Annotated in this window: 20 protein-coding genes; 6 read left to right on the forward strand and 14 right to left on the reverse strand. The window is 59.0% G+C overall.

The features are described from left to right. Positions 1-339 (forward strand): methyl-accepting chemotaxis protein (locus tag BW950_RS15130; protein WP_159438768.1); only part of this gene is annotated, 339 nt, incomplete at its 5' end. Here BW950_RS15130 and BW950_RS09035 read toward each other — a convergent pair. Both BW950_RS09035 and BW950_RS09040 read right to left on the reverse strand, forming a co-directional pair. Then, entirely contained in the window at positions 336-1310 is a 975-nt protein-coding gene (locus tag BW950_RS09035; protein WP_076488978.1) for a glycosyltransferase, read from the reverse strand. The two genes, BW950_RS15130 and BW950_RS09035, sit on opposite strands and share 4 nt — an antisense overlap. After that, the gene (locus BW950_RS09040; RefSeq protein ID WP_076488979.1) at positions 1307-2191 is read right to left on the reverse strand and encodes an FkbM family methyltransferase; all 885 of its coding nucleotides are present in this window, start codon (positions 2189-2191) and stop codon (positions 1307-1309) included. The genes BW950_RS09035 and BW950_RS09040 overlap by 4 nt, the downstream gene beginning before the upstream one ends. A 65-nt stretch (positions 2192-2256) precedes the next feature. Between BW950_RS09040 and BW950_RS09045 the strand changes: the two genes are divergently transcribed. Then, complete coding sequence (locus BW950_RS09045) at positions 2257-3147, forward strand: inositol monophosphatase family protein (RefSeq protein ID WP_076488980.1); 891 nt, start codon at positions 2257-2259, stop codon at positions 3145-3147. 119 nt (positions 3148-3266) lie between these two features. Here BW950_RS09045 and BW950_RS09050 read toward each other — a convergent pair whose 3' ends face one another. The 5 genes from BW950_RS09050 to BW950_RS09070 all read right to left on the reverse strand — a co-directional run bounded on the left by BW950_RS09050 (position 3267) and on the right by BW950_RS09070 (position 11823). Next, a complete protein-coding gene (locus BW950_RS09050; RefSeq protein ID WP_076488981.1) occupies positions 3267-6377 on the reverse strand; it encodes a glycoside hydrolase family 2 in 3111 nt (1036 codons plus the stop codon). Then, positions 6370-8682, reverse strand: a complete 2313-nt coding sequence (locus BW950_RS09055) for an alpha-galactosidase (protein WP_083943888.1) — start codon at positions 8680-8682, stop codon at positions 6370-6372. Before BW950_RS09055 ends, BW950_RS09050 begins: the two co-directional genes overlap by 8 nt. Then, entirely contained in the window at positions 8679-9536 is an 858-nt protein-coding gene (locus BW950_RS09060) for a carbohydrate ABC transporter permease (protein ID WP_076488983.1), read from the reverse strand. Before BW950_RS09060 ends, BW950_RS09055 begins: the two co-directional genes overlap by 4 nt. Before the next feature lie 4 nt (positions 9537-9540). Continuing rightward, positions 9541-10428, reverse strand: coding sequence for a carbohydrate ABC transporter permease (locus BW950_RS09065; protein WP_234969076.1), 888 nt, complete (start codon positions 10426-10428; stop codon positions 9541-9543). Positions 10429-10569: 141 nt separating this feature from the next. Beyond that, entirely contained in the window at positions 10570-11823 is a 1254-nt protein-coding gene (locus BW950_RS09070; protein ID WP_076488984.1) for an ABC transporter substrate-binding protein, read from the reverse strand. Positions 11824-12078: 255 nt separating this feature from the next. Here BW950_RS09070 and BW950_RS09075 point away from each other — a divergent pair, with 255 nt between their 5' ends. Then, a complete protein-coding gene (locus BW950_RS09075; RefSeq protein WP_076488985.1) occupies positions 12079-12948 on the forward strand; it encodes an AraC family transcriptional regulator in 870 nt (289 codons plus the stop codon). A 33-nt stretch (positions 12949-12981) separates the two neighbouring features. Here BW950_RS09075 and htpG read toward each other — a convergent pair whose 3' ends face one another. From htpG to BW950_RS09090, 3 genes are all read right to left on the reverse strand, one after another. Continuing rightward, positions 12982-14856, reverse strand: a complete 1875-nt coding sequence (gene htpG, locus BW950_RS09080) for a molecular chaperone HtpG (RefSeq protein ID WP_076488986.1) — start codon at positions 14854-14856, stop codon at positions 12982-12984. Positions 14857-15029: 173 nt separating this feature from the next. After that, positions 15030-16502 carry a GNAT family N-acetyltransferase gene (locus BW950_RS09085; protein ID WP_076488987.1) on the reverse strand — a complete coding sequence of 491 codons (1473 nt, stop codon included), beginning with the start codon at positions 16500-16502 and terminating at the stop codon, positions 15030-15032. 62 nt (positions 16503-16564) lie between these two features. Continuing rightward, positions 16565-17839, reverse strand: coding sequence for a hypothetical protein (locus BW950_RS09090; RefSeq protein WP_076488988.1), 1275 nt, complete (start codon positions 17837-17839; stop codon positions 16565-16567). Positions 17840-18001: 162 nt separating this feature from the next. Between BW950_RS09090 and trxA the strand changes: the two genes are divergently transcribed. Both trxA and BW950_RS09100 read left to right on the forward strand, forming a co-directional pair. Continuing rightward, complete coding sequence (gene trxA / locus BW950_RS09095) at positions 18002-18364, forward strand: thioredoxin (protein WP_076488989.1); 363 nt, start codon at positions 18002-18004, stop codon at positions 18362-18364. A gap of 135 nt (positions 18365-18499) precedes the next feature. After that, positions 18500-19753: a hemolysin family protein gene (locus tag BW950_RS09100; RefSeq protein WP_076488990.1), complete on the forward strand. Its 1254-nt coding sequence runs from the start codon at positions 18500-18502 to the stop codon at positions 19751-19753. 238 nt (positions 19754-19991) lie between these two features. Here BW950_RS09100 and BW950_RS09110 read toward each other — a convergent pair whose 3' ends face one another. From BW950_RS09110 to amrB, 4 genes are read right to left on the reverse strand one after another with little or no spacing between them, the layout of a single operon-like run. After that, positions 19992-20546 carry a hypothetical protein gene (locus tag BW950_RS09110; RefSeq protein ID WP_076488992.1) on the reverse strand — a complete coding sequence of 185 codons (555 nt, stop codon included), beginning with the start codon at positions 20544-20546 and terminating at the stop codon, positions 19992-19994. Positions 20547-20555: 9 nt separating this feature from the next. Then, positions 20556-21635, reverse strand: a complete 1080-nt coding sequence (locus BW950_RS09115) for a radical SAM protein (protein ID WP_159438769.1) — start codon at positions 21633-21635, stop codon at positions 20556-20558. Next, complete coding sequence (gene amrA, locus BW950_RS09120; RefSeq protein ID WP_076488994.1) at positions 21580-22131, reverse strand: AmmeMemoRadiSam system protein A; 552 nt, start codon at positions 22129-22131, stop codon at positions 21580-21582. The genes BW950_RS09115 and amrA overlap by 56 nt, the downstream gene beginning before the upstream one ends. Further along, positions 22131-23099: an AmmeMemoRadiSam system protein B gene (amrB, locus tag BW950_RS09125; protein WP_076488995.1), complete on the reverse strand. Its 969-nt coding sequence runs from the start codon at positions 23097-23099 to the stop codon at positions 22131-22133. The genes amrA and amrB overlap by 1 nt, the downstream gene beginning before the upstream one ends. A 57-nt stretch (positions 23100-23156) precedes the next feature. Here amrB and leuS point away from each other — a divergent pair, with 57 nt between their 5' ends. Further along, positions 23157-25616 carry a leucine--tRNA ligase gene (leuS, locus tag BW950_RS09130; protein WP_076488996.1) on the forward strand — a complete coding sequence of 820 codons (2460 nt, stop codon included), beginning with the start codon at positions 23157-23159 and terminating at the stop codon, positions 25614-25616. The last annotated feature ends 30 nt before the right edge of the window (positions 25617-25646 follow it).

The following is a 25646-nucleotide window of genomic DNA, read 5'->3' on the forward strand; positions in this document are numbered from 1 at the left end:
GCCGGAGGCGGCGAGATTCTTCAGGCCCTGACCCAGATGAGGGAGATGACCGGCTCGGTTCAGGGTGGATCGGGGGAGATGAAATCGGGGAACGACCAGATGCTCACGGCCATGCGGAACGTGAGCGAGATCACCCTGCGCTCCCGCGACGCCATGGATACGATCATTGCCAGCGTGGAGCAGATCAGTGCCGCCATCGGCGATATCTCCAGCGTGAGCGATGTAAACCATTCCCAGATCGAGGAGATCCTCCGGGCCACGGGCGAACTCAAGCTGGCATCGCGGGACACCCTGGCACCGGGGAACACTCCGACATCGGAAGAAGCGTCACCGGACTAGGGGTCCTTCCTCTTGCGCCGCCGGAGGCGGCGGCGCAGCTGCACCGATATTTGCCGAAACTGAGACTGAAGCCGATCCCGCAACAGGGCCTGGTCCGCCTCGCCCTCTCCTTTGGCCGGATCAGCATCACGGCTCCTGGCATTGGCAATCAACGTGGAGATCCCTTCATCGGCAGACAGAAGGAACCGGTCAAGCTTGGCAAGAATCGTCTCACTGGGGGCCTCTTCAGCTGAGACGGGCGGTTCATCGTAGTGGGCAAACTCGTATTCGATAAAGTCGTCCCGGATCTCCCCCACCCACCGCCGATGAAGATCAGTCTGGATCGCCTTCAGCGCGTAGGCCAGACGCCCCTCCTTCTCAAGACGCCGCACGCTTACGTCGGCCCAAACCGAGGAGAGAAACTCCAGGGGCCGGTACTTCACGGCGGCTTTCCCGAAGGCGTGATCTTCCCCCAGACGAATGGTCTCATCAAAGCCCCCGACGCGCCGAAACAGGCGGCGGCTCGCGATGAGACAGAACCCCGAGGAACGGGGCTCTGTCCGCAGGGTCAGGCGGGTTATGGTCGAGGCAAAGCTGAAAAGAAGCTTGTCCAGAGAGACCTCCGAGAGAGGCCGAATCTCGCAAGTGGCGAAATCAATAAAACGTCGCTCTATCTCTTCGTGGGCATTCCGCAAAAACCCCAGAGGAAGTCGCACATCGGCATCGATGAAGAAAAAGAACTCTCCTCTGGCAACAGCTGCTCCGGCGTTGCGGCCTGCCCCGGGCATCCCTCCGGAAACAACCCGGCAGTTCCGGCTCAGGGCACACTCCACCGTTCCATCGGTGGACCCGGCGTCGGCCACAATCACCTCGTAATCGGAAAAATCCTGTTTCTCCAGGCTGTCCAGCAGAACAGGAAGATAGCGGCCCTCGTTCAGGGCGGGAACGATCACACTGATCGCGGGAGACACGGCGGGCGGCAAGGGCGTCATGAGGGCAGATCCGTGCCAAGCTCTGCCCGGGCCAGAGGGAGGGCAAAGCGGTCAGAAAAGGCGATGATATTCCAGATGCGACAGTCTTCAAAGGCTTCTTCGCCGTAGAGCCTCCGATCCTTGTTGCGGTAGAGCCCAAAGATCTTGCGGTACCCGGCGCGGCGCAGCAGATCCAGAAGCTCCCTGCGGTCGTAGCCGGCGTGGGCGGTGTTGACACAGGAATATTCCATCACCACCGCCGGAGCGGCGTCCCGAAGCGTTTCCAGAGCTCCTTCCAGGACATCTCTCTCGGCCCCCTCCACGTCAATCTTCACCACATCAGGCGGAGGCAGGGGGGGCTCCGGCACAGAGGGAAGCGCTTCCTTCAGGACCCCCGCGAGAGCCTGGCGAAACGGGTCCGTCTGATCCGATTCTGCGGTTCCGGTCCCCCGGGTATCCTTTTGGCACACTCCTGTGAGCCCATCCAGAGCCAGGACTGTCACCTCTTCCGTCCCCGTCACGGCAAGACCATACCGTTGGAGATCCTCCCGAGAGCGCTCGTGAAGAGAAGAAAAGGTGTCATCGCTGTAAACATCCAGCACAGCTCTCCCCGGCTGGCGTCCCAGCGCGCAGGGAAGGAGGGTGAATGCCTGAAGATCTGCCTGACGGGATACCCGCTGGAGCAACCGCTCCCGGGCTGCCCGGCCCGGCTCAAAGGCGATCACTTTGTGGGGTTTTCGGGCAAAGGGAAGCGTAAGCTCACCGTCGTTGGCACCGATATCGTAGATCACCGCCCTCCCCGAAGGCACAGCCCCCACCAGCTCGTTCATCCAGTAGCGCAGATTCTCGTGAATGTCGTCGTAGCCGTCGATACCGGCCTGTTCCCCGTTGGAGCTTTTCATGGCTGTGATTCTACCAGACTCGGGCAGTTCTTGCCAAAGCCCGACCGATGAGGAAGAATACCGCCATGACAGACACAGACACACTCTGGAAGGTTGAGGAAATCCGGGATCTGATGCTCGAGGCAGGCAGAATTGCCCTGAGCCATTTCGAAGCCCCCGAGACAGAACACAAAGCCGATCAGTCCCTGGTTACCGCTGCCGACCGGGAAATAGAACAGTTCTTCACCGAACGCCTGGTTGCACCCCAAAAAAATACCACCTCCCGGGGCATCGCCGCCGGGGCGACCCTTCTTGGAGAAGAAACCTGGGAAAAACTGGACCAACCAACCCGGGAAAAACTCTTCCAGGGAGCCACCTGGGTGGTGGACCCCATCGATGGAACCGCCCCCTATGCAAACCATCTTCCTTCCTGGGGTATCTCCCTGGGCCTGCTTCTGGAAGGCCGCTTTGCCGAAGGAGCAATTTTTCTTCCCTGCACGGGAGAACTCTTTCTCACCAGAGACGGCCATGTGCTCTACGAGCAGGGCCCCCGGGACCCCCAGCGCTGGACCTTTGAGAATCTTCAGCCCCTGGAAACACCGGAACGGCCCTACCGTCCGGGAGGAATGGTGGCACTCCCCCACGAGATCGCCCGAACCACCCGTTTCCCCGGACCAAACCCGATCCAGGTGAACGGCTGCGCCGTCTATTCCCTGACCAACCTTTTTCTGGGGAACTATCTGGCCTACATCGCCAAGATTCGCCTGTGGGATGTGGCCGGAGCAATCCCCATGCTTCGGAACCTGGGCTTTCTGGTGCAATTCTCTGACGGCCGGGAGTTGAGCTCCTCCGTCACCGATCAGGACTGGGTCCTGGATCCCCGGGACCGGAACCTCTGGAAGAGCAGGGGCCGCCTCTACACAGCCCGCTCACCGGAAACCCTGGAAAAAATTCGCCAGATCTACCAGACTCCCTGATCCCTGCCCCTGAACCATCGACCCCGCCCGGCCTCTCGGGCCGGATATAACCGAACCGGATAACCGAACCGGCTAACCGGGCCGGGTAACCGAACCGGCTAACCGGGCCGGGCAAGGGGTCAAAAAAACCGCAGATAGAGACTCCAGGAGAACGTTCCTCCCCCTCGGCGGTGACGGTGTGCACAATCAGGACCGCAGGCCCCCGTGCCGAGGCCCCGGTGAAAGTGATCCACGATCAGCACCGTCTGATCCCTGGGAGCAACCTGCCAGGTATGAGCAAGCTGGTCCAGATCCTCCGGCGCCGTGGCCAGCGCAGAAAAATGAAAGCTCTCGCCAGCCGGAGCAGCCACCCAGAGAGCCCGCCCGGAATCGCCCTTCTGAAGACAGACATAGCGGGTTCCGCTGTGTCCCCCGTGTTCCTGGGGAACAATATACGGAACATACTGATCGGCTACGGAACTCTTCCACACCCCCAGGGGATACCCCGAGGCCCGATCGGGATAGCTCTCCTGGGGACCAAACCCGTACCATTCGATCCTGTCGTAGGAACCGGGTAAATCCAGCCGGACCCCTGCCCGGGGAAGATCGGGAATATCCCGAAGCACATCCAGACAGACAGACAGCTCGTACCAGCCCGGAGCCCCGCCCCGGGAGGACTCGTCGCCAGAGGGGCGCAGCGACAGACGGGCAGTCCCCAGTTCATCTCCCCGGGCGCTCCTCAAAAACCCGCGAATCTCCTCTGCCCCCCCCTCACGGGACAACTCCCACTCGACAGAAACCCGATCCAGCCCGAAGCGATACCAGACTCCTCCCGGCTTCTCTTCCTGACCGGACATGCCGCGAATCAGATCGTTATCGGTGGGCGCCCGCCAGAGAGCCGGCATCGGCCCTGCCAGGTGATCGTCCCCGTCCAGGGAGAGCACCGGCTGGCCCTGGCCGTCCAGGGAGAGGGAGAGCCCCCGCGAGGGAGAATGCTCCGGGACCGGGGGAGTCCATTCGCCCGCCAGAACCCACTGTTCCCATCCCAACTGATGGCCCGGGGGAACCAGATCGGTCCCCTCCTCGTTCAGAAGACGCACCGTGAGAACAACCTCTCCCGATACGGTCAGGGGGCGTCCCACCCCATGATCCCGAACCTGACCCGGTTCCAGCCTCTCCAGAGAGACCCTCTCCCGGGCAAGTTCTTCTCCCTGGCACGAAAGAATCCACTCCAGCGAGGTCTTGTGGAGGCAGAGAAAGTCGTAGTCGTTGCGTATCCGCACACCCCGAAGGGCCCTTCCGGGGGCCTCTTCCTCGCCCAGCAGTTCAAACGAGACGGGCTGAAAAAGCTTCCGGAACTCCCACATCGCCGGGTGGGGGCGTCTGTCAGGCCAGACCAGACCGTTAATGCAAAAATCACGGTCGTTCGGCTCGTCTCCATAGTCACCCCCGTAGGACCAATAGGGAGTCCCCTCGGGAGATATCTCCAGAAGTCCCTGATCCACCCAATCCCAGATGAATCCGCCCTGAAGCCCGGGAACACCGTGGAAGGCCTCGGCGTAATCGGCAAGACCGCCGTTGGAATTCCCCATGGCGTGAGAATACTCGCAAAGAATCAGGGGACGGGGATCTGCCTTTCCGGCATCGCTCTCGGCCCAGGAGACGATCTCCTCCACCGATGCGTACATGGGAGCGATCACATCGGAGGCCGCGCCGCCCCGGAAAAACTGATACCCTCCCTGCCCCCACTCACTGCGCTGGGCCCCCTCGTAATGGAGCGGTCTGGTAGGATCGGCGTGACGAATCCATCCCGCCAGAGCATCGTGATTGGGACCGTAACCGCTCTCGTTCCCCAGGGACCAGAGAATAACGCTGGGATGATTCTTATCACGCTGAACCATACGCATTCCCCGATCCAGAAAGGCCGCCGCGTAGAGAGGATCCCGACAAATTTCGTTGTAGTAATGGTGCGATTCGATATTCGCTTCGTCCACCAGATAGATCCCGTACTGGTCGCACAGGTCGTACCAATCGGGATGATTGGGGTAGTGAGCAGTCCGTACAGCGTTGAAGTGGAACCGCTTCAGCAAGGCGATATCGGCGATCATGCTCTCGCGGCTCACCACCTTTCCCGTCTCCTGATCGTGCTCGTGGCGGTTCACGCCGCGCAGGAGCACCGGTTTCCCATTGACCAGGAGCTCCCGGTCCTGCACGCAGACCGTTCGGAAACCAACCCAGAGGGACAGGTGCTGCGCATCACCTCGTTCTCCCTCGATCGTTACCTCCAGACGGTAAAGGTACGGTTCCTCGGCACACCACAGTACCGGCGAAGGAACATCCAGGATCAGACGAGCCCGGTGCCCGCCGGTAGGATCATCGTGGAGATGTCCCTCGGATCCATAGATACCGGACAGTTCCCGAACTCCCCGAGCCACCTGGGGAAGATTCTCCTGGTCCGACGGGACACCCCCTCCCCCGTCCCGTCGACAGGGGCCGAAGAGGGACATCTCCACACGGCACGATGGGTCCTGTCGATCCATCTCTTCGATCCGACCGATTTCCAGATCGACCTGGACAATCTCTTCCCGGGGATCGGGCCGGACAAAGAGGTCCTGCAAGAACACAGGAGGCGTGGCGTAGAGAAAAACGCTCCGGTGCAGGCCTGCCATCCACCATTGATCCTGATCCTCGATATAGCTGGAATCGCTGTAGCGAACAACCATAATCAGGAGATGCTGTTCTGTCTCGAGACCCCGGGCCTTCACCGCTCCCGTGATATCGAACTCGCTCTCCATTCGGGAATCCTTGGAAATCCCCGCCAGCTCTCCATTGATCCAGACCAGAGCCACGCTCTCGGCTCCTCCCAGGTGCAGCACCACCCGTTGCCCCTGCCAATCCCGGGGCAGAAAGAATCGTCGCTGGTAGAGTCCGCAGGGGTTTCTCTCGGGCAGGTGGGGCGGCGGCTCCGGCCAGGGCATGGCTATATTGGTATAGTGGGGCGTGTCAAAACCCTGACGGGTCCAGTTTGAGGGTACAGGGATCGACTCCTCCAGAGAAATCTGGCCATCTCCCGCCGCCAGAACTGTCTCTGCTTTCTTCAGGGCCTCCCCGGGGTTCTCAAAAAGGGCAAACTCCCAGGTGCCGTCCAGAGAGAACTGCCCCTCGGGAATCATCCGGGGGCGCCCTGGCAGGCGTCCCAGACCTGTTATTTCAGGGCGAGCCCAGGGTCGAAGGGTTTCCAGATCAATCATCGCGTGGTTCTCCTCGCTCTCTTTCCTTATTGTTTTCTCCGTCCCGCGCAATCAGCTCCCAGAGGGTTCCCTCGTAGTCTCCCCGGGCCGGCGGAAGGTCAAGGCCCCTCCCCTGCAGAGCCGCTCCCGAAAGCGTCACCGGAGCAGCCTGGCAGCGTTCATTCGTCAGGAGGCTCACCCGGTAATCGGTGTACTCTTCCAACCCCGGCACGAGGAGCCTCCCCGTCCCCGGGTTTGCCCCGGCCAGGACCTGGACATAAAAAACCAGAGCCCGTTGCCGGTCAGGGGCGATCGCCGCCCAGGCCCAGTCGTTTCCTCCCTGCTTCAACCGGACAAACCGCGCGCGGCGAAAAAAACCCCTGTTCCTCCGGTAGAGTTCGGAAAACCGGCGGTAGACAAGCCGGTCCGCCTCTGTTTCCCGAGCCAGATCAAGTTCGTACCCGTAATTAAAGGCCAGCGCCGTGAGCGCCCGGAGCGAGGCCGGTGTTACCCGACCCACCTGATGGTTGGGAACAGCCGAGACATGGGCCCCCATCGTCTCGGGAGGAAACAGCATACTCGTACCCCGCTGAATCTCAAGCCGTTGAATCGCATCGGTCTGGTCACTCGTCCAGAACTGGGGTGTCCAGGCCAGCATTCCGTAATCGAAACGCCCACCGCCACCGGCGCAGCCCTCGATCAGGAGATCAGGAAACTCTTCGGTAATTGCCTCCAGAATCCGGTAGAGCCCCAGAATATACCGGTGCATCACCTCGCCCTGGGCATCGGCGGGAAGAGAAGGCGATGCGGCCTCGCTCATGGGACGGTTCATGTCCCACTTGAGATAGTCGATCGGCGCCGACGCCAGAACCTGCCGTATCACCCCGGTGAGATATTCCACCACCTCGGGGTTTGCCAGATCCAGGACCAGCTGATTCCGGGCCAGGGTAGGATCACGACCGGCAATTCCCAGAACCCACTCGGGATGATCCCGGAAAAGATCGCTCCGGGGACTCACCATTTCCGGCTCCATCCACAGACCGAAGCGAAGTCCCTGCAGATGGACCGCCTCTGCCACGGGCCGAAGACCTCGGGGAAACTTCTCCCCGTCGGGAGTCCAGTCGCCCAGAGAAGACGTATCGTCGTGGCGTCCGCGAAACCATCCATCGTCCAGAACCAGCACCTCGGCCCCAACCCGAGCAGCCTCACGGGCAAGATCAGCCACCTTTTCCCCGTTCACATCGAAGTAATGGGCTTCCCAGGTATTTGCAACAATCGGCCTGTCCCGATCTCTCCAGGGAACCGGCAGAAGCGCCTCCCGCACAAACCGGTGCAGGGCCTCGCTCAGACCGTTAAACCCTTGATCGGAACAACCGAGCACGCACAGGGGTGCATCAAAGGACTCGCCCGGCTTCAGGTGCCAGGCAAACCCCAGAGGATTTATCCCCGCCTGGAGCCGCACCTGCCCGTATTGATCCACCTCCACCTGGTGGCGGTGGTTGCCGCTGTAGACCAGGGAGAGTCCCCAGAGCGTTCCATGATCCTCGCAACATCCGGGTTCGGCCACCGCCACGAAGGGAGCATGGTGATGCCCTGACGAACCACCCCGACTCTCCACAAGCTGAACCCCCGGACCCAGAGGCCTCCGGTGGAAAGAACGCTCCCGAGCCCAGGCGCCGTTCAAGGTGATCATTTCCAGGGGCTCGGCAGGAAGATCAACCGAGGCCGAGGCCACCTGCTCCAGTTCCACCGGTGTGCTCCCGCTATTGGTAACACGAACCCACCGCAGAAGGATCGGGATATCCCCGACCACACCATAGAAGAGCGATACCTCCACCCCCCCGGCAGGGTCAGCGCAATCGACCCGAAGAACCTCCATGTTCCGGTGCTTCACCCAGGGAAGCCCCCGAGGACGAAGAGCATCAACCTCCCGAGGCTCCCGGTGTATCCCGTAACCACGATATTCCAGAGATCCTGCCCGGGTTCCATCGTGGCGACGCACCATCCAGGCGGGAGCCCGAAGCTCTCCCGTTCCCCAGGAAGGATACTCCCGGGGAAGAAGATCCGGAGAGAAAATCCCCTGACCGGACCTCCAGGGAAGAGTCGTCATGTAATCAGCACGACCGGGCAAAGGACGATCCCCCGCCTCGAACGGCCCCCAGTGACGGGACGACACCCAGGTGCCGTCCACCACCTCCAGCTCGTACCGGATTTGCCTGCCACCCTGAACAGGCCTGCCACACCGCAAGGAGAAGATCGGGCCTCGCCGATCCCCGTCACCCTCCCGACAGGTAATCAAATCACCACTTCCGGCAGACATCATCATTCCTTTACCCCTCCAAAGGTCAGACCCGCGATAAACTGCCTCTGCAACACAAAGAAAACCAGCACCGACGGAAGCGCCGCCACCACAGACCCGGCAGAAATCAGGTTCCAGGCGATAGACCACTGCCCTCGCAACGCCTGAAGTCCGAAAGTTACCGGCCGGGCAGCATCACTCTGAACAAGTGTCAGAGCCCAAAAGAAATCGTTCCACACAAAGGTAAAGAGCAGAACTCCCAAAGAAGCCAGAGCAGGACGAATCAAGGGCAGAATAACCCGGAAAAAGACGCCCATCTCGGAGGCTCCCTCCATACGAGCCGATTCCACCAGGGAAATGGGCAGATCAGCGATAAAGTTCCGCAGAAAAAAGGTGGCAAACCCTATCTGAAAGGAGGTATGAAAGATGATCAGCGCCCGAAGCGTATCCAGGAGCCCCAGGTTTCCAAAGATCGTCCGCACGGGGATCATCAGAATCTGAAAGGGCACAAAGTTTCCGGCAATAAATATCGCGTACAGGAGAATTCTCCCCCGAAACCTGTGGATAGCCAGGGTGTACCCCGCCATGGCGCTGAAAAAAATGGCCATAAAGACCGAAGGCAGGGTAATCACCAGGCTGTTTATGAAATACCGCACCATGGGGCTGCGGGCAGGGTTAAAGACCTCGGCGTAATTCTGGATCATCCGGAACTCCGAAGGCCAGCCCCAGTAATTTCCGGCGATGATATCCTGGTTTCCCCGCAGGGAGGTAACAAGAATAGCCAGCATGGGAAGAAGCCAGAGCAGGAGCACCAGGGGCACAGCCAGGTGGTAGAGCACCCGCACAACCCGGGGGGTTCGTTCTATTGGTGTTGGAAACACAGCATTACCTCTCGTTTTTCACGACGGTCCGCAGAAAAAAGGCGATAAAAACCGACATGATCAGAAAGAGCACCACAGCGATCGCCGCGCCATAGCCCATGTTAAAGTTGAAAAGGGCCTCGTTATACATCTGGTAGGCCAGAACATTGGTCCTTCCCCAGGGGCCGCCCCCGGTCATGATCGCAATCAGGTCGAAGCTCCGGAGCGCCCCCACAATCGTCACCACGAATGCTACAAAGGAAGCCCCCCGTAGCTGCGGAATAATCACATGCCAGAGCATCTTCATTCCTGCAGCTCCGTCTATACGGGCCGCCTCCACTACCTGGGCGTTCATGCTGGTGAGCCCTGTCAAATAGAGGATCATGCAGTACGCCGTCTGGGGCCAGAGATTTGCCGCGATCACCGCGTAGGTGGCAAGTCGCTCATCGGCCAGGATAGGAATCGGTTTCATTCCCAAAGAACGGAATAGCACTGCAAGAAGGCCCAGATCAGGGTTGTAGAACCAGGAGAAAACCAGACCGATCACCACCAGATTTATGACGAAGGGGAAAAAGAAGAGCGATTTTACCATCCGTATTCCCCGTATGTTCTGGTTCAGAAAGAGCGCCAGGACAAGCCCCCCCACCGGAGCCAGCATCATCACCACCAGCCAGCGGATGTTGTTCGCCAGAGAAATGTGGAACCGGTCATCACCCAGAAGACGCTCGTAGTTTGCCAGGCCCGCCCAGGTCATGGGCCCGAACCCTGACCAATGATGCAGGCTGATCCAGAAACTCTGAAGCACCGGCCAGACCACGAAGATCGTAAAAAGCAGAACCGCCGGAGCAAGAAAATAGACTGGCGCAAACCGGTATTGCAGCCGCAACCAGCGGTATTCGATATCTTTATTCACGCATAACCTCTACAGAGCAGGACGATAACCAAAACGGCTCCCGACCCCGGACCCCCGGGATCGGGAACCATCCCCTACAGGTATAACTCATGGAGCATTCGCGGTGCCTGCCGGACTACCTGTGTCGTCGGGCACAGACGATCACCGGCTGAAAATCTCCTCGCGCCGCCTGTCCAGACGCTGGAGGATTCTCTCGAGCCGGTCGGGATTCACCATAAACTCCTGGAACCCCTCCATACCGTGGCGGGCCATCTCCTCGCTGGTGTCGCGATCGTAGAACTGGGCCAACCCGTCGGCAGCGTTGAGCATCTCGAAACCCTTCAGCACGAAGGGATCCCGGGGCGGGGGAGAATCCCGGTGGGGAGAAATGTTCCCCGTTGCTGCGGCAAACTGAGCCAGCACATCGGGACGGGAAGCGAACGCCAGAAACCGTCGCGCCCCTTCCTTGTTCCGTGCCCCCGCAGGAATGTGATAGGTCTCGGTAGGTGCGTCCTCGTAGATCCCTACAGAGGGGTCGATCACGGGAAACTGGAAAAATCCCATCTTGTCGCCGACTCCCGCAGCTTCCATATCGGGTATGATGAAGTTGCCGATCAGATACATCGCTGCGGTACCGTTGATCAGTGGAGCCTGAGCCTCCTGCCAGGAGTAGGTAGCATGGTTTGCCAGGAAAAACTCCCGGTCTACCAGGTCCTGCCAAACCTCAAAGACCCGGTCCAGCTCGGAATCAAGATACGACGCTTCCCCGGCCATGAGGCGCATATGATAATCATAACCGTTGATCCTCAGGTTGAGATAATCGAACCACCCCGCCGTGGTCCAGAGGTAGCGAGTTCCGATCGTAACGGGGGTGATGCCCTGATTCTTCAGGACCTCGCCCAGGGCGATGAACTCATCCCACGTCTCGGGAACCTCCAGGCCGTGCTCGGCAAAGATGTCCTTTCGATAGTAGACGCCCCACTGGTAGTACCCCCAGGGCACCCCGTACTGCCGTCCGTCAACGGTGGCCGCCAGCCGCGACGAGGCCATGGCGCGGTGAAGATCATTCTCGGCCCAGACATCGCTGATGTCTTCCAGAAGCCCCTGGTCGACGAAATACTTCATCCGTTCCCCGGCAAACCAGAGGGCCACATCGGGCGGATCGGCCACCAGGAAGTTCCTGATCGCCGTCTTGTAGGCTTCGTGATCAAAGGTGTTGACCACCACGTCCAGGTCGGGATTCTCCTCCCGAAACTGCTCCACCACCTCGGCAAAGGCTGCGCGCGGGGCAGGATCTGAAAGATTGGAGTTTATCACCAGCCGGCGGGATTGATCCTCTTTTTGGCCGCCTCCGAAGGCCACACCCGCTATCAGGGTAGCCAGGACCAGCACCATAAGGGTTCTGCATCGTCTCATTCTGTCTTTCCTCCTTGATTGGCATCCTCTGATATTCTCCCGTCACTCCGTCGGTCGGTCAATCTCAATATTTTCCGGAACTTTCCAATTATTCAGAACGAACAAAATTTCGCATAAAAAACCACAAATTGCGCATAAAAAAAGATTAAAATGGATTTTTATGCAGAAAGAAGGGAACGTTTCGCAAAGAGGCCGTCTCCGCCGTATCACAATAGTGAGGTTTGTTGTAAAATCCTCCGGTCAGGAAGGTCTATTGTGGAAAATCAGCACGACCGGGGCCGCCGGGACGGCGACTTTGTCCTGGGGCAACCCTCGGAGATAGAAAACGAACTCCCCTACCAGCTGGTTGGCGCGGGGTGCGATTTTTTCCAGTACCCCGTGAAGCGTCCCTTCGGTTTTCCTGCTTTTCAGTGGATTCAAACGATCTCCGGTACGGGGTCCCTCAGCCAGGGGGACGACACGCACACCGCCCGTCCCGGAGAAGGGCTCCTGCTGCACCCCAACGAGCCTCACCGCTACCAGGCCCTGGAGGATCCCTGGTATGTGCACTGGATAACCTTCAGCGGATACCATGTGCGGGATATGCTCTCGTACCTGGGAATGTCCACCACCGGCGTCTACGGCGTGGCAGAACCGATGGCTCTGGCAAGCCACATCAGAAAGGCCCTGGGAATCCTCAAAAGCGACTACCCCCTCCGGGGCATCGACGGATCCGTTGTGGTCTACCAGTTAATGATGGACTTTTTCAAGTTTGTCCATTCCGCCGGAGGAACAAGCCACGACGCCCACGTTCGCCGCCTGAAACCCGCCCTGGACCGTATCGAGCGGGAGATCCACCGGTCCCTGACTCTGGAGGATCTGGCACAGGAGGTGGGCGTTACGCCCCAGTATTTCTGCGAGCTCTTCAAATCTATCACCCGGTATCGTCCCACGGAGTACATCAATCAACGTCGGGTGGAGCGCGCCAAGAATCTGCTTCTGCGCAACCCTCGCGACAAGGTTCACGACATAGCCCGCCAGGTGGGGTTCGAGAGCGACAGCTACTTCTCCACGGTCTTCCGGAAGTACGAGGGGGTGAGCCCTCGCACCTACCGGGAGACCAACGGCCCCCTGGGGGGAGGCTGACCACCCCCAGGGGAAATCCCGAAAGAGACAGTCCTAGGCGAGCCCCTGCTCCATAACACGGTTGAGGCGTTTCACAAATTCCGCCGGGTTCTGCACGGGAGCCCCCTCCACGAGCAACGCCTGATCCAGCAACAGGAAAGCCGCATCGGCAAAGCGATCCTCATCGGCAAGTTCCTTCATGCGCAACACAATGGCACTATCGGGATTCACCTCCAGGATCGGCTTGATCTCGGGCAAATCAGTTTGCCCCATGGCTTTCATCATCTGGGCCATCTTCATGGTGGGATCGCTCTCGTCCACCACTATACAACTGGGACTATCGGCAAGACGCACCGAGGTGACCACATCCTTTACCCGATCTCCCAAAACAGTCTTCATGCGCTCCAGAAGCGGCTTGAGAGCCTCGTCCTTTTCCTGATCCTTCTCGGCCTCCAGATCCTTACCAGCATCAGAGCGATTTACCGACTTGAGCTCCACCTCCTTGTAGGTTCCGATCATGGGAACCACCAGCTCATCCACATCGTCGGCCATGATCAGTACTTCCAGATCCTTCTTGCGGTACGCCTCGAGGAGGGGAGAGTTTCGCAGGGTCTGCTCGTTATCGCCGGTGATATAGTAGATCGCCTTCTGATCGGGCAACATACGCTGCTTGTACTCGGCCAGACTCGTCCAACCTTCAACCTTGGTGCTGCGGAACCGCACCAGCTCCAGCAGGGTCTCGCGGTTGGCAAAGTCCGAATAGAGACCCTCTTTCAGGGGCCGATTATAGTGCTCCACAAAGGAGAGCCACCGCTGGGGATCCTCCTGGGCAATCCGGACAAACTCGCCCAGAACCTTCTTCACCGAGCTCTCCCGTATCTTTGCCATCATCCGATTCTGCTGCAGAATTTCGCGGCTCACGTTCAGAGGAAGATCCTCGGAATCGATCACCCCCCGGAGAAACCGCAGGTAGGTCGGCATCAGATCCTTCTCATCGTCGGTGATAAAGACCCGCTTTACATAGAGCTTCACTCCGGGGCGGTAATCCGCCTGATACATATCCAGCGGAGCCTTGGAGGGCACAAAAAAGAGGGTGGTGTACTCCATGGTTCCCTCGGCCCGGGTGTGGAGATGCATGAGGGGATCCTCTGTGTCATGGCTGATCGTCTTGTAGAACTCGTTATATTCCTCGGCCGTGATCTCGTTCTTGGAGCGCTTCCAGAGTGCTGCCGCGCTGTTGATCTGCTCCTCCGTGGGAGTGGATCCCTTCTCCTTGCCCTTATCGTCGTACTCGGTCTTCACATAGTGCAGGAAGATGGGAAAGGCGATGTGATTCGAGTACTTCTTCACAATCTGTTCAATCTGCCAGCGTGAGGCGAACTCGCTCCCCTCTTCGCCCAGATGCAAGGTCACGGTGGTACCGCAACTTTCACGCTCGGCGGGGGTGATATCGAACTCTCCCTGGCCATCGCTCACCCATTTCCAGGCGGTCTCTTCACCAGCTTTTCTGGTAATCACCTCGGCCCGGTCTGCCACCATAAAAACCGAGTAGAACCCGACCCCGAACTGGCCAATCAGGTTGGAGTCTTTTTTGCTGTCCCCCGTAAGGTTTCCCAGAAAAGCTTTGGTCCCGCTCCGGGCAATCGTACCCAGGTTCTCCACCAGATCTTCCTGGTTCATGCCGATTCCCGTATCGCTCACGCTCAGGGTCTTCTCATCCCCCTCTTCAGAGAAGGTAATATCGATTCGGGGATCAAAAGAGAGATCTTTGAAGGAATCGTCCGTAAGGGTAAGATACTTCAGCTTATCCAGGGCATCACTGGAGTTGGAGATAAGCTCCCGCAGGAAAATTTCCTTGTGGGAGTAGAGGGAGTGGATGATAAGATGAAGTAACTGGTTTACTTCGGTTTGAAACTGATGCTTCGCCATGGAATGTCTCCTGTGAGTTGGAATTAGATATCGTTTGTATGCACCGTAATATACCGAGAGTCGGCGCAGCTGGCAATCTCTTCCGGGGCAGTTATCTTCCAGGGCAGTCTGCTGCCGGGGCAGTCTGCTGCCGGGACAGTTTGCTGCCGGGACAGTCTGCTGCCGGAAGCAGACTATCCCGGGAGGGGGACCGCACCGGAGACCTGAGACGCCTCCCAGGAGGTATCCATCGAAAGATACAGGACCTGGCTCTTTCGGTCTGCATCGTAGCGCTGACGTTTCTCCCTGGGGAGTTCATCGGGAGAAACCCGGGAAAACCCGATCGACTCGAACCAGTCCCCTGTCCGGGTGGTAAGAACGAAGACCCCCCGCAACCCCCGTTCCCGCGCCAGCGAGATCAGGTAGAGCACAATCTTCCGGCCAATTCCCAGCTCCTCGAAGGAAGGGTCCACGGCGATCGCCGCGATCTCCCCCTGACCGGAAGAATATGTGTGAAGCGCTCCGCACCCGTGGAGGCGGCCATCGGTCTCGTGAACCACAAAATCCTGGTACATCGACTCGATCTCTTCCTGGGTGCGTACGACAAGAACACCCGAGTCCGCCAGGGGCCTGATCAGGCTCAGAAGCTTGGGAACCTCGTCAAGCCGAACGGAACGGATACTCTGGTAGGCGTTGGCATGAACCATGGTGCCCACCCCGAGATTGCTGAAGACTTCCACCAGGAGCACCCCGTCGCGCCGCCCATCCACCATATGGACCCGGTTTACCGAGACCCCTGCGGCAAGGTAGGCGAGCCGCAGATACTCCAGGATCTCCCGCTGGCCCTCATAGTAGCCACTCGGCTTGGGCGTTGCCCCGGGAGTTGCCGCAGCATCGGCCCGTCCCTCCCCGCCTGCTGCAGGGCGGCCCAGTTCAAGATCATGAATGCCATTCAGGCGCAAAAACTCCCGGGCCTCCTCCACCGAGAGGCGGCTCACCCGGCCATCTCCGGCGGTATCCACACCCTGGGGCAGGTTGAAATCCTTTCCGTTGATCCCCATCTGGTCGGTGATAAAAAAGAGTTTATCCGCCTCCAGAGAGACGGCGATCCGGAAGGCCAGCTCCCGGGAGGAAATATTGTAGGGCTTGCCGCTGACGCTCCAGCCGATGCAGGGAAAGATCGGGATAATCCCCTGTTCCAGCGTCTGCCGGATCAGATCAAGCTGCACCCGCTCCACCACTCCGGCATGGTGGTAATCCACTCCCTCGAGAACTCCCAACCCTCGGGCCCGCACCCAGTTTCCCACCACGGCGTTGGTGTGGTGCACGCTCAGGAGGGTCATGAACCGGTTCGTCACATCCACAGCGGCCATCTTTATAAAAGGAATAGCCTCGGACGAGGCGATCCGGACACCTCCCTCACGTCGCCAGGGAATATTATACCGCGTCAACACCTCGTCGATGCGCTGTCTGGCCCCGGGAACCAGAAGAATCCGGATACCCGATTTGTGGAGCAGCACCAGGTCCTGGATCAGCCCGTTCAGCCGGGAATCGTCCACAGCCCCATAATCAACATGAATAACGAAGGTTTTTCCCCGGAAACGATGGGCGTAGGAAAAAACCTCCCGGATCAGGTCGACCTGATCAATGATCTGCGCACTTTCCATAGTATCCTTTCGGCGCTCCCGCTATCTTATGGCGCTTTTGTCGCTTTTGGCGATTTTGGCGCCTAGAACCGGGCCCCCAAGCCAAGACCCAGCCCGAGGAAAGAGAAAAGCTCTCCCTCGTCGTATATCCCGTAATACCCGACGGAAATAGACAACCGCCCCGTGTTGCCCAGACCGATTCCGATATCCAGGGAAGAGGAAAAGGCAGGCTGATAACTGGCGTCGGAGTCATCCGATACGACCCCGCCCCCATCTTTTCCATCGCGCACCGAGGAGTTTGTCATGGCGATGCCGACCCCTCCCCGAAGGGCCATATCGGCCACCGGGACAGGACCGAAGGATATTCCCGTGGTAAGGAGCAGCAAGGCCGCCTCCAGAGTTGCATCAAGAGGATCATCGGAATCTTTCAGGTCCGGATCGAAGGAGATAAATCCCGCCTCCACCCCCAGAACGTGGTGCCTGAAAAAGACATCGTTAAAGAGAACCGTGGCAAAGCCTCCCCCGGCAAGACCACTAAACTGATCGAGCCCTTCCATGGGTATCATGAGTGCAGCCCGGAGATCGAAGAGTGCGTACCAGTCGTCGGCAAAACCGCCAAAAAAGGAAAGACCGGGCGTCCCCGAATCCTCCTGCAGGGCAAAGCGCACCTCCAGCACCTCCCCGGGAGCAATCGTGACGGTGCGCTGCGCCAGGGGATACTCCAGATCTCCCTGAAGGCGCCAGAGCTCGAGGCGGTGCGTTCCGGCGGGCAGAATCACCTCCTCGAGGCCATGACCAAGGAGTTCCCCCCCCGCATAGACAGCGTAGGCCCCGGGAACACCCTCATTCCGCAAGAGAACTCGACCATGATCGGGGAAATACCCTTCCAGCCTCTCCCGGGTGGCCTCGATCAACCGAAAAAGGACGGAGAACGACCCGGGAGCATCTTCTCCCGAGGGGAGATCCTGTCGTTGAACCCAGACAGAACGTCCCTGATGGAAGAGTTCAAGCATAACCTGAAGCCCTCCCCCGGAAACCTCCCCGACACGGGCAGCCACCACGGCATCCACGGCGGGGGAGAAGGCCTCAAGAGCAGGGCCGTCACCGCGCTCACGATAGAGCCGGAAGCGCCCGCTCTCGCGCAGGCTTCCTTCCAGGAGCGATTCCAGAAGAGGAAGTACAGCCGCCTTCTCCCCGGGATCAACTTCGGCAGCTTCGACAGAAGGCAGATAGATTCCCAGGGCAGGCAACAATGGATGACCTCCGGAGAACAGGGATCCCCCCCCGGAGAGAAAGAGAAATGCCGCGGCGGCAGAGAAGACAAGAACCCGTCTGGAACGCACCATATCTACACCCATAGGATACCGTCTACTCTAACACAAGGGATCGGTCTTTGCACCGTCTTTGCACCGTCTTCGAAGAGCCTTTCCAGGAAAATACTCCAGGAAGCCGCCCCCCTTGCCGACAAGCATCATTGTGGTTACACTATATATAGTTTAATCAAGATCGGAGAGAAAACGATGACCCAGACACTAACAAAAGATACCTTTCGTGAGAAAATTTTTGATTTCGAAGAGAACCAGGACTGGAAATTTCTCGGAGAACGGCCGGCAATCATAGATTTTTACGCCGACTGGTGTGGCCCCTGTAAAATGATCGCCCCGATTCTGGAGGAGATCTCCGATGAATACACCGGCAGTGTCGACATCTACAAAGTCGATACCGATGCAGAACAGGAGCTGGCCCAGATTTTTGGGATTCAAAGCATTCCATCGATGCTCTTTATTCCCCTGGAAGAGAAGCCCCAGATGTCCGTGGGCGCGCTCCCGAAAGAGAGCATCAGTCAGGCGATCAAGGACGTCCTGAAAGTAGACCACCCCTAGGGGGCTGTCGGGCCTCACCCGCCCCTCTTTCTTCTCCTCCTGTCCTCGCCAGGAGGGAACTCCCCGGAAGAAAAGAGGGGGTCCTTCCCTGGCCCCTTCACTCCCCCCTCCCCGACAGGGTAGACTCCAGACATTGTGGACCTCACACCGGCAATCACAGCACTTGCGGCCCTGATCCTGGGATCGGCTTTTTTCTCCGGCGCAGAATCAGCCTTCACGTCGCTCTCTCCTGAACAGTTGGCAGTTATCCGATCCTCGCGCGGCAAAAAAGGTATCCTGGTCTACGATCTGATGGGCCGCCCGAACCACCTGCTATCGACCATTCTCATCGGCAATAACCTGATGAACATCGCCGCCAGCGCGCTGGCAACGCACATCACCATCAGACTCTTTGGCAGCGCCGCCGTAGGCATCATGACGGGCGTGCTCACTCTGATCATGCTGGTTTTTGCCGAGATCACTCCCAAGCAGGTGGCCTTGGCAAATAACGAGTTTATCAGTCTTCACACGGCCCGAGTTCTCTATATCCTCTCCCGGATTCTGATGCCCCTTATCGTTGTTCTGGGAGGATTCAGTCGCCTGGCAGCCCGCGTCGGCGGAGGGGAGAAACGGCGGCACCTCACAATGGAGGGGCTTCTCCACATTATCCGCCACGCCGAAAACGCAGGCATTCTTGAGCAATACAAATCCCGGGCCATGAAAAACCTCTTTCGGTTCAGCGATATTCCCGTAAGCGCTGTCATGACCCACCGCACCGACGTGGTCAGCCTGGATCAAACCACCCCCATCAGGGAGGCTCTGAAGATCGTGGGGGAGACCGGCCACTCCCGGATTCCCGTCTACGACCGTGACCCTGAGCACATTGTTGGAGTAATCGTGACCCAGGATCTGATCAGGACCATCGCCGAACCGGAACGACCGATCAAGGCGATCATGATGGACCCCATGTTTGTCCCGGAATACCGCAGGATCGACCAGGCCATGAACCAGATCCTCCAGGCAAAGCTGAATCTGGCCATCGTCCTGGATGAATACGGAGGGCTCTCGGGCATCGTAAGTCTCGAAGATATTCTGGAGGAGATAATCGGGGAGATCTACGATGAACACGAGCCTCGTGAGGGGAGCAAAATCATCCCCCTGGGAGAAAACCGTTATTCAATTCGCGCAGACATTCCTCTCTCGGTAATAAACGATTTTCTGCCGGTCCCCCTGAAAACCCGCAACAGCGATGTTCACACCCTGGGAGGATATATCGGAGAGATTCTGGGACGAATTCCAGGAAGATCGGAACGTATCCGTACCGTGGCAGGCGAGTTCACGGTGACCCGCATCAAGAAAAACCGCCTCATTGAGCTTACCTGGACGCGACCGGAACAAAACTCAACATAAAACCCAAAAAAGAACCTTCGAAGTGTTGATTCTCTTTGAATTCTGTTGTATGTTCCCAATCAACAACACAGCACGGTCGGGCTCTGTCAGGGTTCGGCCAGATTTCTTTACGTACCCTCTCAGGTTTTCCACCTCCTTTCCTGAGAGGGTTTTTTCTTGCCCTCCCCGAGGGGGGGCCTGCCAAGAAAGCTCCACCGCTCCTGCAAACCAGGCACGGCACAGCCCTCACGAAGGATTTTCAGGGAGTCAGTGGATCCAGAGCAAAGTTGATTCCCAGACTGAACCGCGTCCCCGTGTTAATCCAGTCGTCACCACCGATCAGGAGATCCTGCTGAACCTCGGTGTAGAGACTCATGATAGGATGCACCCTGATACGCACCGCACCCTTCACATAGGGCCCCATATAAAAGTAAAATTCATCATCCGTGTCAGGATTAAAGTTAAAGACCGGCGAGAGGCCCGTTCCAAATACAAAGGTCACCAGATCCTGGGGAAAGGTGAAGTTCAGTCCCAGATTCAGGGGAATAAGAAAACTGGGGACAGTATCCCCCTTGTCGTTTTCATCGGTATTGATCCCGAACTCGGCCCCCAGGTTCAACTCCAGCCCCTCCCCCAAACCATGCAGGTAGGTTGCGCTCAGAGCAGTCAGATAGGCCTTGTCATAGCGGAAAAAATTAACTCCCATACCACCCGAAAAGGAACTCTGCCCGGCCAGAGGAGCGCCACCCAGGGCAAGCCCCGCCACAACCAGCACCAGTGAGAAGAGCCGTGTTTTGCATCGCTGTATCACCATGTATCCTCCTCATTCCACAGAAGCCTCAATATTATTACCTCCGGAGGACCCGGAGAACACCCCGTAAATCTTCGCTCCGCAGGAGGGACACCTGCCCAAACGGGTATAATCCCCAGCGGACCGGCCCCGGCTGATACACAAGCTACCACAACGGGGACAAAGCGTCCTCTGATATCTCATGTGTCGGCAGTTTCCTCCGTAGATAAAAGGAATACGCCCCCCATCACCACCCTTGCGGGAAAATCGCTCCAGAAGCTCCTCCAGAAAGGCTTCTCCCGTGGGAGCCCGGTGGCTCATGGATCCGGCGGGAAAAAACCGGCTCAGATGCCATACCGATACACCGGCAGACACGAGGCGGGAAAACATTCCCTCAAGTTCAGCTCCGGTGTGAATTCCCTCGATCACCAGAGAGGTCACCTCCAGGTGCCGCACCGGGGCGATCCGCTCCAACGCCCCAACCACCCCTTCAAAGCCATCTTCAGCTCCGCAGTATTTTCCATAAAACCCGGGCCCTCCCTTCAGATCCACATTAAAGGCATCCACCAGGGGGATCAGCCGATCCAGAGCCTCGGAGGTGAGATATCCATTTGTCACCATCACGATCCTGGCCCCCTCCTTCCGGGCCAGAGCCGCGACATCCCGAAGGTAGTCCTGCCACACTCCCGGTTCAGTGTAGGTAAAGGAGAGCGTGGGGGTCTGTGATCTCTGCCAGGCCTCCACCGTCTCCCGGGGACTCCACCGCACCCGGGGCGGCCCCAGGCGGGAGGAAAAAGCGATCCTCCCGTTCTGGCAGAAGGGGCAGACGAAATTGCATCCTCCCAGGGCAAGCGAAAAGGTGCGGGATCCGGGCAGGAAATGAAAGAGAGGTTTCTTTTCGATCGGGTCGACGGCCCAGGCCTGAATCTCACCGTAGACCGTGGTGCAAAGTCGTCCGGCTTCGTTCCGGCGCACACCGCACCGGCCGGTACCACCGGGAGGGAGAGAACACCGATGGAGACAGAAGTCGCATTCCGGGCATCCCTCGATCACATCGTCAACCCCGATCATCTTCACCATAGTGACAGGTCTGGAAGACCTGAAACCGTGCACCGCTATCCCTCCAGGCCCGGGGAGAAAGTCCCGCCTTCCGCGCCAGAGCCTCCAGCAGGGCCCGTGTATCCCACCCCTGCTCAAGAGCCACTTCGGGAAGAAAGACGCTCCGGGCACCGCCAAGAGAAAAAATAACCCCGTCCACCCCGAGACGCAGATTCTCTGCCTTGGCCAGGGGCCGGGGCGGCGAAAGAAGGGAGTGTTCGATGGTGAGCATCGACAACTCTTCGCCGGTGAGGGGAGAAAAGCGGCGGTCACCAAAGGCTGCTTCCAGGGTGCAATGCCTCAGCGTTTCGGGAAGTGCCACCTCAGCCACAATCCGACCGATACAGCCCCGCAAGGCCCCCTGAAGGCGCAACGTTACAAAGAGCCCCCGCTTCTCCTCCAGAAGAGCATCGCCCCGGGGCAGAGGGGGGGCAGGAACTCCCAGAAGAGATTCCTCCAGAAGTCCCCGGGAATATCCCAGGAGTTCTCTCCGCAACGCCCGGCAGACCATCACGACGGGCTCTCCCGGGATATTTTCCGGGTTATTTCCAGAGTGGCGTAGGAGACAAAGGAGAGATCCTCCAAACCATCCCGATCGGACGAGGCCTTCCGATCCGCCGAGGTATAATAGCAGAGGGAACGTCCGCCCACAGCCTCCTGCCCGAAGAGCTCCCCCAAAACCGCCAGAACCAGAGCGATCGCAAAGCGCCCGCACACCGAAGAGGGCTCCCTCAGGGCGGCCCAATACCGCAGAAGATTCCCCGAGGCAGCCGCGTCGGCAAGGGCCTGATCGTTTCGGGCAACCCGGTCCCGCACCTCCCGCGCCCACCTCTCCCGGGACATGTTCCGGGACGATCCATCCCGGGAAAAGCGATAGCCGAAACGGGCCCCGTAATGGGTGAAATCGGAACTGGCAAGCCACAGCACACGGCGGGGATTTACATGCCGGGACAGACGCTTCAGGAGACGCCGGGCCGTGGCTACAACCTCTCCGGGTGAGGTCATGGGGCCCGTCAGAATCAGCGCCGTCGGAACCTCGCCGGCCCAGAACCGCAGGCCCGGCAAAAGCAACTCAAAGCCGTGTTCCCGGGCAAGAAGAGCAGGATCATCCCGGTCTCCAAAGAAGGGCAGAAGCCCCGGAATCTCACCAAGAGGCGTCTCGTGGGAAGCGAAGGAGGCACCCAGGATACACCCCTGGGGAAGGTACTCGTAATGGCTGGGAGAAATAATCAGGACCGCCTCGGGAGCGCTCCGGCCCTCCAGCGGGTACCAGCGCCGCCAGAACGCAGCCTGACCGGGGGCACTGTAATAGAGCCCGGCGTGGGGGAGAACCGCAGCGGAGAGGATCTCTTCCGGGCGAGGAGGGCCGGAGGAACAGGCTACAGACTCCGGCGAGCCTTCCAGAAGGGCCTCAAGGGCAGCGACCTCGGCCGGATACCAGGAACCGGCGTAATGCGACGAATTCGACCTGGGTTCCACTCTTTCAAGTATAGGTCACGATTGACTGGCCTGTGAAGCTTTGGGTACCATGCCGGCATGAAGAAATACCCCTTCTCCGAGATCGAGAAAAAGTGGCAGCGTTATTGGGAGGAGAATCGGACCTTCCGGACCGAGGAAGATCCCTCGGTTCCCAAGGAACGGCGCCGGTACGTGCTGGACATGTTTCCCTACCCTTCTGCGGCAGGTCTGCATGTGGGTCACCCCGAGGGGTACACCGCAACCGATATCTACTGCCGGTTCCTGCGCATGCGGGGCTTCAACGTTCTCCATCCCATGGGGTTTGACAGCTTTGGTCTGCCCGCTGAAAATTACGCGATCCAGACAGGAACGCACCCCCGAAAAACAACCGAAGAGAACATCGACCGCTTCCGGGAACAGATAAAGAACCTGGGTTTCTCCTACGACTGGGACCGGGAAGTATCAACCCACAAGGAAGATTACTACCACTGGACCCAGTGGATCTTTCTCAAGCTCTGGGAGAAAGGGCTGGCCTACGTAGCAGAAATCCCCATGTGGTACTGCGAGGAGCTGGGAACAGTTCTGGCCAACGAAGAGGTCCTGACCACCCCCGACGGCCCCCGGAGCGAGCGGGGCAACCATCCCGTTGAACGAAGGCCTCTGCGACAATGGATGCTTCGAATAACGGAGTACGCCGATCGACTCCTGGAAGGGCTGGATGCGCTGGACTGGCCGGAATCGATCAAGGCGATGCAGCGAAACTGGATCGGCCGCTCCGAAGGTGCAAACGTCCGCTTCGCCCTGGCACCCGACACGGTCCCCGCCGGAGGAGATCTTCCCGATATCGAAGTCTACACCACCCGGCCTGATACGCTCTTTGGAGCCACCTACATGGTCCTTGCTCCGGAACACCCCCTGGTACCGCAAATCACCATTCCCGAACAGGCCGACCAGGTTCAAACCTACATAACAGCAGCGCGCCTGAAAAGCGATCTTGAACGGTCCGAGCTGAGCCGGGAAAAAACCGGTGTCTTCACCGGTGCCTTCGCCATAAACCCCGTGAATCAGGAACAAATCCCCATCTGGATATCCGACTATATCCTGATCAGCTACGGCACCGGCGCGATCATGGCCGTCCCCGGTCACGACGAGCGGGACTGGGCCTTCGCGACCCAGTTCGAGCTGCCCATCCGCAAGGTTGTAGCCCGATCGCTCCAGGAAGATCCCGAGGAACTTCTGGAAGCACCCCGGCCTGAGCCGGGCTTTTCCGTGAACAGCGGAGCCTTCGACGGCCTCCCCACAGAGGATGCCAAGGCCCGGATCACCTCCTGGCTGGAAGAACAGGGAATCGGAAAAAAGACGGTAAACTACAAACTGCGTGACTGGATCTTCAGCCGCCAGCGGTATTGGGGCGAACCAATCCCCCTGGTGGAGTGCGAGGGCGAGTACTACCCTGTTCCCTACGATCAACTTCCCCTGACCCTGCCGGAAGTGGAGAAATACACCCCCACAGGAACAGGCGAGAGCCCCCTGGCGGCGGTGGAAAGCTGGGTAAACTGCGAGTGTCCCGACGGAAGCGGCCGCCCCGGGCGCCGTGAGACCAACACCATGCCCCAGTGGGCAGGCAGTTGCTGGTATTACCTCCGCTATATCGACCCCCGCAACCAGAACGCCCTGGCAGATCCCGAGAAAATGGAATACTGGCTCCCCGTAGACCTCTACGTGGGGGGCGCTGAGCACGCTGTTCTTCACCTGCTCTATGCCCGGTTCTGGCACAAGGTGCTCTACGATCTGGGGATCGTCACCTGCGACGAACCCTTCGCCCGTCTGGTGAACCAGGGAATGATCCTGGGCGAGGGTGGCGTCAAGATGTCCAAGAGTCTGGGCAACGTGATCAACCCCGACGACGTGGTAGCCCGCTACGGAGCCGACAGCATGCGCATCTACGAGATGTTCATGGGGCCGCTTCGGCAGGAAAAACCCTGGTCCACCCAGGGACTGGTGGGAGTATACCGCTTCCTGGACCGGGTCTGGCGCCTCACGGAGCGACCCGTCACGGAGGAGGCCCCCGACGAAACCCTGTTGCGCCTGCTCCACAAAACAATCCGGAAAGTCACCCACGACACGGATGAGCTGGCCATGAACACCGCCATCAGTCAAATGATGATCCTGGTAAACGAACTCTACAAGGGAGACACCCTTCCCCGGGCAGTTTGGGACCCCTTCATTCGCCTCCTCTCTCCTTACGCGCCGCACCTGGCCGAAGAACTGTGGGAAATGATCGGGAACCCCGCACCGGCCTCGCTGGCTCCCTGGCCCCAATACGACGAGGCCCTCACCCAGGACGAGCAAATCACCGTGGTCCTTCAGGTAAACGGCAAAGTTCGGGCCCGCATGGAGGTGCCGGCGGGAACCGATAAAGCCACGCTCCAGACCTCGGCAGCCCAAAACGCCCGAATCCAGGAGTTTATCGAAGGAAAAGAGATGGTCAAGGTCATCGTAGTGCCCGATAAGCTGGTCAACTTCGTCGTGCGCTGATCACCCCGCCCTACAGATCTTCGGGGGGGG

The sequence above is a fragment of the Alkalispirochaeta americana genome, assembly GCF_900156105.1.
Taxonomy (GTDB): Bacteria; Spirochaetota; Spirochaetia; order DSM-27196; family Alkalispirochaetaceae; genus Alkalispirochaeta; species Alkalispirochaeta americana.

Bases quoted from the DNA above. Each gene is read 5' to 3' on its own strand.
- BW950_RS09035 (WP_076488978.1), bottom strand. From the start codon at position 1,310: ATGACGCCCTTGCCGCCCGCCGTGTCTCCCGCGATCAGTGTGATCGTT.
- BW950_RS09040 (WP_076488979.1), bottom strand. From the start codon at position 2,191: ATGAAAAGCTCCAACGGGGAACAGGCCGGTATCGACGGCTACGACGAC.
- BW950_RS09045 (WP_076488980.1), top strand. From the start codon at position 2,257: ATGACAGACACAGACACACTCTGGAAGGTTGAGGAAATCCGGGATCTG.
- BW950_RS09050 (WP_076488981.1), bottom strand. From the start codon at position 6,377: ATGATTGATCTGGAAACCCTTCGACCCTGGGCTCGCCCTGAAATAACA.
- BW950_RS09055 (WP_083943888.1), bottom strand. From the start codon at position 8,682: ATGATGATGTCTGCCGGAAGTGGTGATTTGATTACCTGTCGGGAGGGT.
- BW950_RS09070 (WP_076488984.1), bottom strand. From the start codon at position 11,823: ATGAGACGATGCAGAACCCTTATGGTGCTGGTCCTGGCTACCCTGATA.
- htpG (WP_076488986.1), bottom strand. From the start codon at position 14,856: ATGGCGAAGCATCAGTTTCAAACCGAAGTAAACCAGTTACTTCATCTT.
- BW950_RS09085 (WP_076488987.1), bottom strand. From the start codon at position 16,502: ATGGAAAGTGCGCAGATCATTGATCAGGTCGACCTGATCCGGGAGGTT.
- BW950_RS09090 (WP_076488988.1), bottom strand. From the start codon at position 17,839: ATGGGTGTAGATATGGTGCGTTCCAGACGGGTTCTTGTCTTCTCTGCC.
- trxA (WP_076488989.1), top strand. From the start codon at position 18,002: ATGACCCAGACACTAACAAAAGATACCTTTCGTGAGAAAATTTTTGAT.
- BW950_RS09110 (WP_076488992.1), bottom strand. From the start codon at position 20,546: ATGGTGATACAGCGATGCAAAACACGGCTCTTCTCACTGGTGCTGGTT.
- amrA (WP_076488994.1), bottom strand. From the start codon at position 22,131: ATGGTCTGCCGGGCGTTGCGGAGAGAACTCCTGGGATATTCCCGGGGA.
- leuS (WP_076488996.1), top strand. From the start codon at position 23,157: ATGAAGAAATACCCCTTCTCCGAGATCGAGAAAAAGTGGCAGCGTTAT.